Genomic DNA, 14,137 nt, shown 5'->3' on the forward strand with positions numbered 1-14,137 from the left:
CAGAGGAAATTCAATTGCAGACCTATACCATAAAACCAGCACAGTCAGTTCGCGGCGAGATCGCCGTCCCCGGCGACAAGTCCATCTCCCACCGTTCCATAATGCTTGGTTCCATTGCCCGGGGGACCACCACTGTTTGCGGCTTTCTCCGGGGTGAGGACAATATGGCCACCCTCAACGCCTTTCGTGCCATGGGGGTCGATGTCCGGGACGACGGCGAAACCTTGCGCATCGAAGGGAAAGGACTTGCCGGACTCAGTGAGCCTACCGATGTGCTGGATTGCGGAAATTCCGGGACCTCCATGCGGCTTATGACCGGCCTTCTGGCCGGCCAGAGGTTTTTCTCGGTCCTGACCGGCGACCAGTACCTGCGCAACAGGCCGATGAAGCGGGTTCTGGAGCCGCTCAGCCGGATGGGTGCGACCATCTTCGGCCGTGCCGGCGGCGACAAGGCGCCGCTTGCCGTAGTCGGGAGAGGGCTTACCGGCGTAACTTACGCTTCGCCGGTATCGAGCGCCCAGGTCAAATCCGCGATTCTCTTGGCCGGGTTATATGCGGATGGCGAAACTGAAGTGACCGAACCCCATCTCTCCCGCGATCACTCGGAGAGAATGCTCCGCTATTTCGGCGCCGATATCGAAACCTTTGCCGGTGGGGTAAAGGTACGCGGCAGAGAGCTGACCGGGCGTGACATAACGGTTCCCGGCGACATTTCATCGGCGGCTTTCTTTATCGTCGCCGCGCTGATCGTTCCCGGTTCCGAACTGCTGATCAAGGGGGTCGGGGTTAATCCGACGCGGACCGGCATTATCGATATCCTGACCGCCATGGGTGGTTCCATCGAGCTTCTGAACTGCCGTGAGATCTCCGGTGAGCCGGTGGCGGACCTGCTGGTCAGGGCGTCGGAACTCAAGGGAATCGAGATCGGCGGAGATCTGGTGCCGCGGGCCATCGACGAGTTTCCCGTCATCTGCGTCGCCGCCTCCTGTGCGGAAGGGCGGACCGTTATCCGCGACGCCAGGGAATTGCGCGTAAAAGAAACCGATCGCATTGCCGCAATGGCCGTCAACCTGCGGAAGGCGGGGGTAGACGTGGTCGAGACCGAGAACGGCATGGAGCTTATCGGGGTTGAGCGCCTGGAAGGGTGCACGGCGGAAAGTTTCGGCGATCACCGCATCGCCATGTCCATGCTGATTGCAGGTCTTGCTGCCCGGGGCGAGATTACCGTCAACGATACGGAGTGCATCGCCACATCCTTCCCCAATTTCATCGCCCTCCTGGAAAAGGTCGTGGTCCCATGAGCGACAGGTGTGCCGCTGGACGTAAAAACGGCCTGATTGTCGCCATAGACGGCCCTTCCGGGGCGGGAAAGAGCACCATCACCAAGCTTCTGGCCGAACGTCTCGGCTATATCCATATCGATACCGGCGCCATGTTTCGCGCCATTGCCCTCAGTGTCAGGCGCGCCGGCGTTGCCGTCGATGATGACGTTTCCCTGGCTGCCCTCTGTCGCCGGACCGACATCGTTTTCGTGCGTGACAACGGGTGCTGCCGGGTTATGCTTAATGGCGAAGATGTTTCGGATGCGATCCGCACCCCCGAGATCAGTGCCCTCACCTCCCGGATATCGGCGAGAAAACCGGTGCGCGACAGCCTGCTTGAGCTGCAACGGCGGATGGGGGAGGACGGCGGCGTAATACTTGAGGGACGCGATATCGGTACCGTGGTTTTCCCCGATGCGGAGGTGAAATTTTTCCTTTCCGCCTCGGCCGAGGAACGGGGGAGACGCCGCTATCTGGAGTTGACGGCTAAAGGAGAGGCCGTCACCCTGGAACAGACAATTGCTGCGGTAGTCAAGCGTGACGAGCAGGATGAAAGCCGCGAGCATGCCCCCCTGCGTTGCGCCGATGATGCTGTCGAGATCGATTCGACCGGCTTGTCCATTGACGAAGTGCTTGCGCTCATGGAAGGGAAGGTCAGAGAAAGACAGAAATATTGTGCGGAGAAAAACGAGAAATGAAAGTCATACTTGCCAAACAGGCCGGTTTTTGTTTCGGTGTGAAAAGGGCCACTCAGATGGCCTTCGAGGCTGCCGACAAGGGGGGGAAGACATACACCCTCGGCCCGATAATCCATTCTCCCCAGGTGGTACAGAAGCTGGAGGAGATGGGGGTAAAGGCGCTCAAGGATATTTCCGGCATGGATGACGGGACGATCATCATCCGTTCACACGGCGTTGCATCCGGGGAGCTTGAGGAGGCGGTCCGCAAGGAGCTGGAGATCGTGGACGCCACCTGTCCGTTTGTCAAGAAGGCCCAGGAACATGTGGAGAGTCTGTCCCAGGCGGGTTATGACGTGGTCGTGGTGGGAGATGCCGACCACCCCGAGGTGCAGGGGATAGTTTCCTATGCCTCCGGGAAAGTCTACGTGGTCGGGTCGGGGGATGAAGCGGCTAAGTTGCCGAAAATGGCGAAGATAGGGGTCGTTGCCCAGACCACCCAGTCGTTCGAGAATCTGAAAAACGTGGTCGACGCATGTCTCACCAAGGGGGGCGAGATCCGTGTCTTTCATACCATTTGCGACGCGACTGCCGTGCGCCAGGAGGAAGCCAAGGAACTGGCCAGCCAGGTTGACTGCATGATCGTGATCGGCGGCTACAACAGCGCCAACACCAAGCGCCTCGCCGAAGTCTGCACTGAACTGCAGCCGAGAACCTACCATATAGAAATGGCGCAGCAACTCAACCCGCGTTGGTTTGAAGGTGTGGGCAAGGTTGGCGTCACCGCCGGCGCATCGACTCCGAAGTGGCTTATCGATGAAGTCCTGGAACAGATAGAAAAGATTAATAAGGATAAAAACCATTGAATTTTTCAACAGATGTGATAAATTATCTTGATTTTTATACGGAGAAATATTTCAGGGGGTAATGTTTTAATGGGAGACGACAAGAAAACATTCAAGAAAAAAGACATGCCGATCAGGCGATTGCATGATACGGATGAGGAGATGGAGCAGGAGGAGCGGGGAGAGTTTGCCGAGCTTTATCAGGACAGCCTGCGTCAGCCCCAGTCCGGCGAAATTGTAAAAGGTGTGGTAGTGCAGATCGAAGCGGATTGCGTTCTGGTGGATGTGGGATACAAGTCGGAAGGGTGTATCCGCATCAACGAATTTATAGATGAAACTGGCGAACTTACGGTCAAGATCGGCGATGAAGTCAATGTATTCTTTGAGCGCGGCGAAAACATCCGCGGGCACATGGTTCTTTCCAAGAAAAAGGCCGACTCGCAGGTGGCGTGGGAAGCCATAGCCGCAGCCGGTGGTGAAGGCGGAGTCATCGAAGGAAAGATAACCGGCAAGGTGAAAGGTGGATTGATCGTCGATGTCGGTATCGAAGCCTTCCTTCCCGCTTCACAGGTGGACATCAGACCTGGCGGCAACCTGGACAGATTCATCGGTGAAACCTGCAAGTTCAAAGTCCTGAAAATGAACAGGAAACGGGGCAACATCGTCCTCTCCCGCAGGGTGCTTCTCGAAGAAGAGCGTGACAAGGCAAGGACTACTACGCTGGCCACCCTGTCCGAAGGGGATGTGGTCGATGGGATTGTCAAGAACATCGCCGACTACGGCGCATTCGTAGATCTTGGCGGGGTCGATGGACTTCTTCATGTCACTGACATGTCCTGGGGGAGGTTGAATCATCCGTCCGAGGCGGTAAAGGTCGGTGACACAATCAAGGTTAAAGTGCTCAAGTACGACCGCGAGAAAGGGAAAATATCCCTTGGTCTCAAGCAGACCATGGCAGATCCATGGCTGAACGTTGAAACAAAATATCAGATCGGCGAAAGGGTGCAGGGCAGGGTTGTGAGCCTCACCGATTACGGCGCATTCATCGCACTTGAAGAGGGTGTCGAGGGTCTTGTACACATTTCCGAAATGTCCTGGACCAAGAGGGTGCGTCATCCTTCCGAACTGCTCACTGTCGGTGACAATGTTGAAGCCTTGATCCTCGGCGTAGACACCTCCAACCGTCGTATTTCGCTCGGGCTGAAGCAGACCGAGGTGAATCCCTGGACAGTCATTGGTGAAAGGTATCCGGTCGGGACAAAGATAGAAGGTCAGATCAAAAACATAACCGATTTTGGTGTGTTCATCGGTATTGAGGATGGTATAGACGGTCTCGTACACGTTTCCGACATATCCTGGACCAAGCGGATCAAGCATCCCGGTGAACTCTACAGCAAAGGCCAGACAGTACAGGCCGTGGTCCTCAATATTGACGCTGATAACGAGAGGCTTTCCCTCGGCATCAAACAACTTACTCCCGACCCGTGGGATGAAATCCCGAGCAAATTCAAACCCGGTACGCGCATTAAGGGGAAGGTGACATCCATTACGGATTTCGGCGTGTTCATGGAGATTGAAGAAGGTATCGAGGGACTTGTTCATATTTCCGAGCTTTCCCAGGAAAAACTGGCCTCAACCAAGGACTTCGCTGCGGTTGGCGATGAACTCGATGCCGTGGTGCTCAACGTGGATACGGTCGAGAAAAAAATAGCCCTATCCATCAAGTCCTTACAGACTGCCATTGATAAAGCCGAGCTGGCCTCTTACATGGGATCACAGGGCGAAGCCACATCAAACCTTGGGGCACTGCTGAAAGAGGGATTAAAGAAAAACGGGGATGAGTAGTAGCCAATAGCAATTGCTGGCGAGCTATATATAATGATAATTTGATTGCAGCAAGAGGTGTTTGATGACTAAAAGTGAGCTGGTGGACAAACTTGTAGAAGTAAACGGCATACTGAGCCGCAAAGAATCCGAGGCGATAATCTCCATTGTCTTCGATTCCATGTGTGAAGCGCTGAAAAGCGGGGAAAAGGTGGAAATACGCGGTTTCGGCAGTTTTACCATCAGAGACCGCGAAGCTCGCGAAGCCAGGAACCCCAAAAGCGGCGAGATCGTCAAGATCGCTTCGAAGAAAACACCGTTCTTCAAGACCGGCAAGGAACTGCGAGAAAGGGTGAACAATCTCTAACTGCGGCGACGCCGTTTAAAGTCGCTGCATTAAGCGCCCGGGTGGCGGAATTGGTAGACGCAAGGGACTTAAAATCCCTCGTTCGCAAGGACGTACCGGTTCGATTCCGGTCCCGGGCACCACGTATAACGTATTATTGTAGAAATAGAGAAGGGCTATGTGTAACTGCATAGCCCTTTTGCTATTTAGTTTCTGTCCGGAAAGGGTGCTTTTTCGCCCTGGCTGTGTCAATCTTCAGGCTTGCTTGTGCGGCGTACCGATGTACGCCTCCGCGCAACCCCTCGATTTCCTTGCCAGGACAAAATATCCCCGCTTTCCGAATCAGAAACCAATAGTTTCTCATCCGATGTTTCCGGATGGAAACTATTTAATCTTCCTCTGTTTCTCCTTGCCAGCCAGATCATTTTTACGTATATTTAATGCAATCGATAGACAAGGAGCTTGCCATGCCTTCAGGGACAAAACAGAAAAAGTATGTTGTAGGCGCCACTCCACCCAAGAAGCTTAGCCCGGAGGCCAAGCAGATGTTGGCATCCGCCAGGCCTTCCAGGAAGGCACTTAAAAGGGCGGCCTCAGCGGTGAAATTACCGGTCGTTGACGGTGCCGAAGTTGGACTTTAAACTGGTCAACCCCTCCAAGGGCTTTTTGCACCCCGGAACTTTCCTGAAAAAATTCGATTACACCGACGACAACGAACGTCAATACGTTCGGCAAGTAGCAAAGCTTGCCCAAAGTCATCAAGCGCGAATACACCTTCTTGCGGGCGCTGCCAATGTTCCCCATGGTTTTCTGGCGCTGTCGGTCTCCCGCCTCCAGGATCAACCCTGCATTGTGATTGATTATCTGTTTACGTCAAAACCTTATCGTGGCTTGAAGTTTCAGGAACTCGGGGATACAAAAATCTCCGAATACCTGGTTGACTTTGCAATCAAGACAGCAACCGAGATTGACGGTAAAGTGCCGATCCGCTACGTTGCTTTGGCTCCGGCCCACGACAATCTCATACCTTTCTACGAAAAATGGGGATTTAAAAGTCTTGATAAGACAGAGTGGATGTATCTGCGGATTTAATCGGCATGTTGGCCGGAACATCCGAGATTCTGAGAACTGAGGCGGTTGCATGAAAAAGACCGTGAAAAGTGATGGCAAGAACGATTCGATTACTCCTTCGACTGCCTTACTCAATCGGAAGCTGCTAAGCAACCTATAGCAATATGCTCCAGCATCACCATCGGCATCAATTCCACTTTTAATGTTCACAAAAATGCAATGTTCATAAAAACTGAACAAAGCTAAAGGTGGAGAAGTTGAAACAAGGATTTGCAGGGTGAAGCGACCCTTTATCCTTTTGAAAACCGCCTTTACGCATCAGAAACAGCCGGCAGCTTGCGTTGCTAGTTTGCGCCTTTTCCTTTATTGATCCTATAAAAAGCATTTTAGCCACGAATTTGCACGAATCTATAAGCTCTTGTGATGCAGAAGACACTCACCAGATCGGTGACTCCCTCAAGACTTAACAAATGGTTAATAATATTCGTGTTTATTCGTGTCATTCGGTACGCCAGGCCAAGCCTGGCTGATCTATCTGACTGAAAAGTGTCAGACATGTAAATTGCTCGTTCACCATGTAGTCGCGGTCTGTCACGAGAGGGTAACCAAACGTGGGGAGTAAGACCGGTTCTTTGTAAGAAAAGAGCGAAGGGTACGATAACTACCCTGACGACGAAGACGCGAGCCCAGCGCAAGCGAACCCGTTTCGGCCTCGTTACACGTAGTTGACAGTGGCCAACCTTCCGAATGTGGTGAAGCCTGTCACCCACCGGTGATAAACGAGCGAAAGAACCGGTGGGACTGTCCGGGGTGATTGGGGAGGGCGCGTGTCGAAAGATCAGCCGAGGAACCTGGGAGGTCCGACGTAATTCCCAAAGCGAAAGGGTTTCGCCGAAGGGAGAACGCCGACGGGGAATCAATAACCCGCCAAGCGTGTACGGTCGGAATTCGGAGCGGCCCATAGTAGCCGGGAAGCGGGGTAATGCCCGTGGAGCCAAGGGGCCGTACTTCAGTCATGTTTACACGGAAAGAGAGGAGACCCGCTTGAGCGACAGACGCTCCATAACGGAATGGATGGCCGAAGGATTCGAACCTGAACCCGGACTGCCGGTAAAAGTCTCCCTTCTGCGGTGGAAACTGAGCAGCAAGGCCAAACGAGAACCGCAGTTCCGGTTCTATGCCCTTTACGACCGAATCCATCGTCGTGATGTACTTGAAACGGCGTGGTTGCGAGTAAAGGCGAACAAGGGCGCGCCGGGAGTCGATGGTGTCAGCATTGAATCCATCGAGGTGCGGGCAGACGGAATATCCGGCTATCTTGACGAAATTCAAGAAAGCCTGAGAACCAAAAACTACAAACCATCCCCGGTGCGTCGCGTCTACATCACCAAGCCCAACGGCAAACTGCGCCCGCTCGGCATACCGTGCGTGCGGGACAGAATTGTACAGGCAGCCGTACTCCTTATCCTCGAACCGATATTTGAGGTGGACTTTCTCGACTGCTCCCATGGATTTCGTCCCAAAAGGCGTCCCCATGGAGCCCTCGACCAAGTCGGTAATAACCTCCAACTCGGACGGCAGGAAGTGTATGACGCGGATCTTTCGAGCTACTTTGACAGCATCCCCCACGAGCACCTGATAGTAGAACTTGAGCGGCGCATAGCCGACCGGAGTGTCCTCAAACTGATCCGGCAATGGCTTCACAGTCCGGTAGTAGAAGAAGACGGCAGCATCAGCCGTCCCAAACAAGGGACGCCACAAGGCGGGGTAATATCTCCCCTTCTTGCCAACATCTACCTTCACCGGCTCGACCGGGCCTTTCACGAAGAAGCAGACAGCCCCTACCACTTCGCCAGAGCGCGCATGGTACGGTTTGCCGACGACTTCGTAGTAATGGCCAGACACATGGGCAATCGCATAACCGGATGGCTGGAAGAGAAACTCGAAACAGACCTTGGACTCAGCATCAACCGTGACAAAACCGGTATTGTCAGAATGAACAAGAAAGAGAGCCTGAACTTTCTGGGATTCACCCTCCGCTATGACCGTGACCTGCGGGGCAGAGATTGGGATTATCTCAACATCATGCCGAGTAAGAAGGCCATAGGAGCACTCAAGGGAAAAATCCGGGAGAAGACCCGAAGCGGATACAAAAAGCCGCTTGTCGAAGCAATTGCCGAGGTAAACAGCATCCTTCGCGGATGGGGCAACTACTTCGACTACGGGTATCCCCGGAAAGTATTTCGAGACGTGAATCATTACACGAGGACTCGCTTTCGAATATTTCTGAACAATCGGAGCCAAAGGCGGAGCAAACCCTTCAGGGCAGGTGAAAGCCTGTATGCCGGACTTAAGCGATATGGTCTGGTTTACCTGTAACAGCAAAGCCACAACTCCTCAATAATGCCGTGCAGCAAGAGGCTGATAGGTAAGCCGTATGCGGGAAATCCGCACGTACGGTTTGACGAGGGGGAGCTGGTTAAGGCAACTATGGTAAGGCTACTTAGGCACCGCCAAACGAAAGGGGCGGAAACGGACAAGCCAAACCTAATGATGTAGTAACCTGCTTCCTACTCTACTGGCTAATTGCCGTTTTTGGGTTTATTACCACTTTTGTGGAAATTCCTGCCATGGAACTGTAACGAAAAAACCGCTCCCGATCCCGACGGAGTGCGGATTCAGCCGGGCAGTAACCGCATCCGCCCCTTTTTTTCTTACCTGATTTGTTCGAACAATCGATTTCCACTATTTTGCATATTGACAGCAAAAAGGCTTGACAACTTTAGAACAATGTATTAAAAAATCTCCCATTGTTTTTATTTTAATTAAGTTATGCTTTGGGGGCGGTTTGAATTGACGTAAGGGGAAGCAGCACCTTGTTACCGGTGAGGCTTTCCCTTTTTTTGTTGGATATCATAGAGATGAACGTTGGGGGCAATCGAAATGGCAGAACTCAGGAGTTACTCTATCGGCAGGAGATCAAGTGAGTATTACCGCATCAGGTACTCCTTGTGCTGTCTATTATACCCAAGGCTGCGCTGGTCCTGATGGTAGTGGCGCCCCAGGTCATGAGCTGTATCTGGCACATGGTCTTTCTTCAGGCTCTCTGGTTGCTAAAATAAATGATGCTGCTCCGTTCTTCATCGGGCAATCATTGTCTTTTATTGCAGGGCATAAAAACATGCGGTTATTGTCAAAATGTATCGCAAATACGTGCGAATGTTAGGAGATGTTGTATGATTTTTTTTAATAAGTTAATCAAATATTACTTTTTATGCCTTGCAATACTGATTATTCATTTCCTTCTTTTTAATGAGAATGCTTTTGGTAACACATATCTGACTAATGTCAAAATATTCGGTGGTAATGCACATTACTATCAAAAAACCACTTCAAATGCAGTTCCAGATCCGGCTTCTCATGGTAGTGAATATGTGGGTAGTTGTAATATAGGATCCTTAATTTGGTTTACTGAATATACAGGTGAATATGATAAAAAAATAGATGTATCTGTCAGTGGTGGAAATTTTAGCAGATGTACATTTATTAATAGCTCTGGCGCGATTACGTTCACAGATGATGGATGTGTATCATGTACAGAACCCAAATCCTCTGAGTCTTCTGGTGGTTGCACAAATTATAATGAAGAAAACTTCCAAATGACTTTGATGGCAGGTTATTTTGCAAAAGAATATAATTGTGACCGTTCTATTTATCCGTGCGAGAGATCATCCGGTCCATGTGGTTTTGAAACTAACGAGGCAAGTAGTTCTTTCGATTTGCTCCTTAGTTGTGATGGTGATATGCAGTTTGATAAGATTATAATAAGCGGTCATAACGCTGCGTGGGACAGTAATATGGTTCCTGGTAGCTTATTTTTAATAAATGGTATAAGTCCAACAACATCAAGTGGTAGTTTAACTTGGGAAATTCCATTTGATGGTAAATGTGGCGACAGAATCACTATGACATCATCTGTACCCTATAGCTATGGTGCTATTGAAGTAGACTCTATTAGCGCAATCCCCATATTTTGTGATATCAAAATCGACAATCTCTCTACCACAAAGGCTACAATAGATCCGAATGCAGGCGAAACGACAATATTTTATGGTAGTATCTCATCTTCTAAGAGTTACACCTGGATATTGAGCGTCGGCGGAAAAACTGTAAACGGCAGCGGAAATCCTTCAGTAGTGTGGGATGGGAAAGATTCCACAGGAAACATTGTAGCTGACGGGATGTATACAGCTACCCTTACTGCTATGACTACGGATGGTAAATGCTCAGATTCCGCTACAACCCAGGTTGAAGTGAAAAAGGGGCCTGAGCAATGTAACCTGGATCATGACTTTCAATCCAGGGTTAACGTTACAACCGGTTGGCTCTCCCACAGTCAGGACCTTTTCTCCCTCAAGGGAGGGAGCCTTTCAACAAGTATTTCACTTGCCTACAACAGCCTCGCCCCCCGAACCGGTCCTATCGACACGGATATAATCCATCATTTCCAGAAGGCCCTTCATGTTAGAGACGACGGCTCGATTCTCTACCGGGAGTGGGACCAGACTCTGGTCTACACCTTCTCTGATACAGGCTACCAGCCGCCGTCCGGCGACACCTCGACACTGGTGAAGAACGTCGACGGTAGCTATGTCCTCACCGATGTCGACGGAACGGTCAACAATTTTAACCAGAATGGGAAAATCAGCGCCACCGTCGAGCCGAGCGGCAAGACCTATGGCTTTGCCTATACCGCCGACTCCGTCACCGTGACCGATCCGTACAACAAGAGCACCATATTCTCCATCCTTTACTACAACAGCATCAATCCCATGACCGGGACGCTCGGCACCGGCTGGAGCCACAACTACGAGATCGCCCTCCAGGACCAGGGAAACGGGGCGATACTGTTCAAGGACGGCCAGTTGTCGCGTCTCTACACACGCTCAGGGGATACCTATGTGTCACCGCCAGGCGACTATTCAACCCTGGTGAAGAATACCGACGGCACCTTTGTCATTACTGAGAAAGACGGCCTCAACCATAACTTTGACCAGTGGGGAAGGATTCTTTCCCGTCTTGACAAAAACGGCACCGCAATGACCTTTGCCTATGACGGCGGCAACCTGAGCGGCGTTACCGATGGCGCAGGGCGAACTGTCACATTTGCTTACGACGGGACCAACAAGCTCTTGTCAGTCACCGACCCGAAGGGGAACGCTTATACTTTCGGCTATGACGGCGGCAATCTCATTACCGTCACCAATCCCGACAGCGGTCAGTGGAGCTATACGTATGACCCAGCCGGCTTCCTTCTCACCAAGGCTGACCCAGGCGGTAATGTGGTCACATACGTATACGACGACACCCACCGGGTCATTAGCGGGACTGATCCTGAGGGGCGGAGCCGCGACCTCGACTATGCGGCGTCCGTCCCCGGTTCCGATACTGCGAAGACCACGACCTTCAAGGAGAAGGACGGAGGGGAGTGGCAGTACACCTATGACACCTCCGCCGGGACACTGACGAGCAAGACTGACCCGTTGGGGAATACCACCAGCTTTACCTACGACAGCCGCAAGAAAATGCTCACAAAGACCGAGCCGGTAATCGGAACAACCACGTATAGCTACGATGCGAACGACTATATGACCTCCCTCACAGACCCGCTCAGCAATACCACGAGCTACACCTACAACAGCCGAGGCCAAGTGCTGACCGTCTCCGGGCCTGCGGGAACGACGACCAACACCTATGACGCTAACGGCAACCTCCTCACAGTCACCGACCCGGCAAGGGCGACCACGACCTATGAGTATGACCCTAAAGGGAACGTGACGAAAATCACCGACGCCAAAGGGAAGGCGACCACCTTTGTCTATGACGCAAGCGGCATGCTTACTTCCACCACCGACCAGACCGGCGCGACGACGACTTACACCCATGATGCTAACGGCAGCATGGCGACCAGTACCGACACTACCGGCAAGGTGACCACGTTCACCTACGACGGGATGAACCGGCTTGCCACCGTCACCGACCCGCTCGGGCACGTCACCACCTACGACTACGACAAAATTGGGAACCGGACCTCCGTTACCGACGCCAATGGTAACACGACAACGTACAAGTACAACTACCGCGGGCAGGTAATAGAGGCGAAGGATGCGCAGGGGAGCACCACCACTTACACCTACGGCGCCACCGGCTGCACGAGCTGCGGCGGCGGGGTGGACAAACTAACGGCGCTGACCGACGCCAAGGGGCAGACGACGAGCTGGCAGTATGACCTTCTCGGGCACCTCGCGAGCGAAACCGACCCCCTGCAGAAGGTGACCGCCTACATGTACGACCCGGCGGGGAGGATGAACCTGAAGACCGACGCCAATGGCGCGGCCGTTGCTTACGGTTACGATCCCCTGCGGCGGCTGACCGGCAAGACCTACCCTGACGGAAGCAGCCTGAGCTACACCTACGACACCGCTGGACACGTCCAGACCGCGGCGAACAGCAATGTTACATACATTTACGCCTACGACGCTGCTGGGCGGGCGACGAGCGTCACCGATTCCCGCGGCTACACGCTTGCCTATGAATACGACCTCCTTGGCAATCGGACGAAGATGAAATTCCAGCCGGGGACAGCCGACGAACGCATCACCACCTATGCATACGACGACGGCAACCGCCTGACCGACATCATCGCTCCGGCCGGTACCTTTACTTACGGTTATGATGCGCTTGGGAGAAGGACGAGCCTCGGCTACCCAAATCAGGTGACCGCAGCCTACACCTATGATGATGCGGGACGGCTGACGAGCCTTAGCCATACGGCTGGCGGCTCTACCATTGCGGCGTTCAGCTATGCCCTGGATAACGTGGGGAACCGGACGAGCAAGGCGACGACCGAGGCGGAGAATTATCTGTACGATGTCGTCTACCGGTTGTTGAACGCCGCCTCTCCCAAACCGGAGACCTTCACCTACGATGCCGTGGGGAACCGACAGACGGGACCGGGAGCGAAGGATACCGGCTATCTTCACAATGCCGGCAACCAGATGACCCAGGGGCGGAAGCTCGCCTACGGCTACGACAACAACGGCAACCAGACCAACCGGGCCGTTCCCGGAGCGTTTGACAAAAGCTGGACTCAGACGTGGGACAACGAGAACCGGCTGGTGAAGGTGGAGAAGGTGAAGGGAGCGGAGAAGCGGACGGTGAGCTTCAGCTACGACCCCTTCGGGCGGCGGATCGTCAAGCAGATGACCGTCGTGAAGGATGGCGTAACGAAGACGAGCAGTTCGAGCTACGTCTACGACAACGACAACATCGCGCTGGAGGTCTACACGGACGAGACCGGCGCGGTGACGAAAACCTTCTACACCCACGGAGCCGGCATCGACGAGCATTTGGCATTGGAGCACGGCGGCCAGTTCTATTACTACCACGCCGACGGCCTCGGGAGTATCGTGAGCATCACCGACGCGAACAGGAATGTGGTGCAAAGCTACGAGTACGACTCCTTCGGGATGGTGAAGCCATCCACCGTCTTTGCCAACAGCTACACCTACACGGGAAGGGAGTGGGATAAGGAGACGGGGCTCTACTTCTACCGCGCTCGGTACTATGATCCGATGGAAGGACGCTTCATCAGCAAGGACCCCGTAGGATTTAAAGGTGGAATCAACATCTACGCTTACGTTTCCAATAACGTAGTTAATGATACTGATCCATCGGGGCTTTATCCCGGCCCATGTGGGAATGATAGCCATCAGTGGGTTCCTGATAGTCCTTGGGGATTTTGTGATTTTTCAGGTCCATGCCAAAGACATGATGATTGTTATGGATGTTCAGGTAAGCGACAAGGCAAAACTAAATCTCAGTGTGATCGGGATTTTCTAAATAATATGCTGAACACCTGTAAGGGGTTGCAAGGTAAAGCCTATACTACGTGTGTAGGGGCTGCATATGTTTACTATGTTGCAGTATCTAGGGGAGGTGACAAAGACTTCGATAATGCCAGAAAATGTTGCCAGTAGTTTTCTAAACTCG

10 protein-coding genes and 1 tRNA gene are annotated in these 14,137 nt (G+C 52.7%); all 11 read left to right on the plus strand.

What is annotated here, in order from left to right; translation table 11 throughout:
* Window positions 1-14: 14 nt before the first annotated feature.
* The 11 genes from aroA to GURA_RS07485 all read left to right on the plus strand — a co-directional run bounded on the left by aroA (window position 15) and on the right by GURA_RS07485 (window position 14,124).
* Complete coding sequence (gene aroA, locus GURA_RS07445) at window positions 15-1,301, plus strand: 3-phosphoshikimate 1-carboxyvinyltransferase (protein ID WP_011938379.1); 1,287 nt, start codon at window positions 15-17, stop codon at window positions 1,299-1,301.
* Complete coding sequence (cmk, locus tag GURA_RS07450; protein WP_011938380.1) at window positions 1,298-2,020, plus strand: (d)CMP kinase; 723 nt, start codon at window positions 1,298-1,300, stop codon at window positions 2,018-2,020. The genes aroA and cmk overlap by 4 nt, the downstream gene beginning before the upstream one ends.
* Entirely contained in the window at window positions 2,017-2,865 is an 849-nt protein-coding gene (gene ispH, locus GURA_RS07455) for a 4-hydroxy-3-methylbut-2-enyl diphosphate reductase (RefSeq protein ID WP_011938381.1), read from the plus strand. Before cmk ends, ispH begins: the two co-directional genes overlap by 4 nt.
* A 69-nt stretch (window positions 2,866-2,934) precedes the next feature.
* Window positions 2,935-4,689 (plus strand): 30S ribosomal protein S1, encoded by a 1,755-nt coding sequence (locus tag GURA_RS07460; RefSeq protein ID WP_011938382.1) that lies wholly within the window; start codon window positions 2,935-2,937, stop codon window positions 4,687-4,689.
* A 64-nt stretch (window positions 4,690-4,753) separates the two neighbouring features.
* The gene (locus GURA_RS07465; RefSeq protein WP_011938383.1) at window positions 4,754-5,035 is read left to right on the plus strand and encodes an integration host factor subunit beta; all 282 of its coding nucleotides are present in this window, start codon (window positions 4,754-4,756) and stop codon (window positions 5,033-5,035) included.
* A gap of 35 nt (window positions 5,036-5,070) precedes the next feature.
* Window positions 5,071-5,157, plus strand: a tRNA-Leu gene (locus tag GURA_RS07470).
* 324 nt (window positions 5,158-5,481) lie between these two features.
* Complete coding sequence (locus GURA_RS24200; protein WP_157046152.1) at window positions 5,482-5,655, plus strand: hypothetical protein; 174 nt, start codon at window positions 5,482-5,484, stop codon at window positions 5,653-5,655.
* On the plus strand, window positions 5,645-6,106 hold the full coding sequence (locus tag GURA_RS07475; protein ID WP_041245336.1) for a GNAT family N-acetyltransferase: 462 nt from the start codon (window positions 5,645-5,647) through the stop codon (window positions 6,104-6,106). Before GURA_RS24200 ends, GURA_RS07475 begins: the two co-directional genes overlap by 11 nt.
* A gap of 1,023 nt (window positions 6,107-7,129) precedes the next feature.
* On the plus strand, window positions 7,130-8,464 hold the full coding sequence (ltrA, locus tag GURA_RS07480; RefSeq protein WP_232278915.1) for a group II intron reverse transcriptase/maturase: 1,335 nt from the start codon (window positions 7,130-7,132) through the stop codon (window positions 8,462-8,464).
* 604 nt (window positions 8,465-9,068) lie between these two features.
* Window positions 9,069-9,311 carry a hypothetical protein gene (locus tag GURA_RS24610; RefSeq protein ID WP_198134538.1) on the plus strand — a complete coding sequence of 81 codons (243 nt, stop codon included), beginning with the start codon at window positions 9,069-9,071 and terminating at the stop codon, window positions 9,309-9,311.
* 1,015 nt (window positions 9,312-10,326) lie between these two features.
* The gene (locus GURA_RS07485) at window positions 10,327-14,124 is read left to right on the plus strand and encodes a phospholipase A2 (RefSeq protein ID WP_041245337.1); all 3,798 of its coding nucleotides are present in this window, start codon (window positions 10,327-10,329) and stop codon (window positions 14,122-14,124) included.
* The last annotated feature ends 13 nt before the right edge of the window (window positions 14,125-14,137 follow it).

Origin of the sequence: Geotalea uraniireducens Rf4 (genome assembly GCF_000016745.1) — a bacterium.
GTDB lineage: Bacteria > Desulfobacterota > Desulfuromonadia > Geobacterales > Geobacteraceae > Geotalea > Geotalea uraniireducens.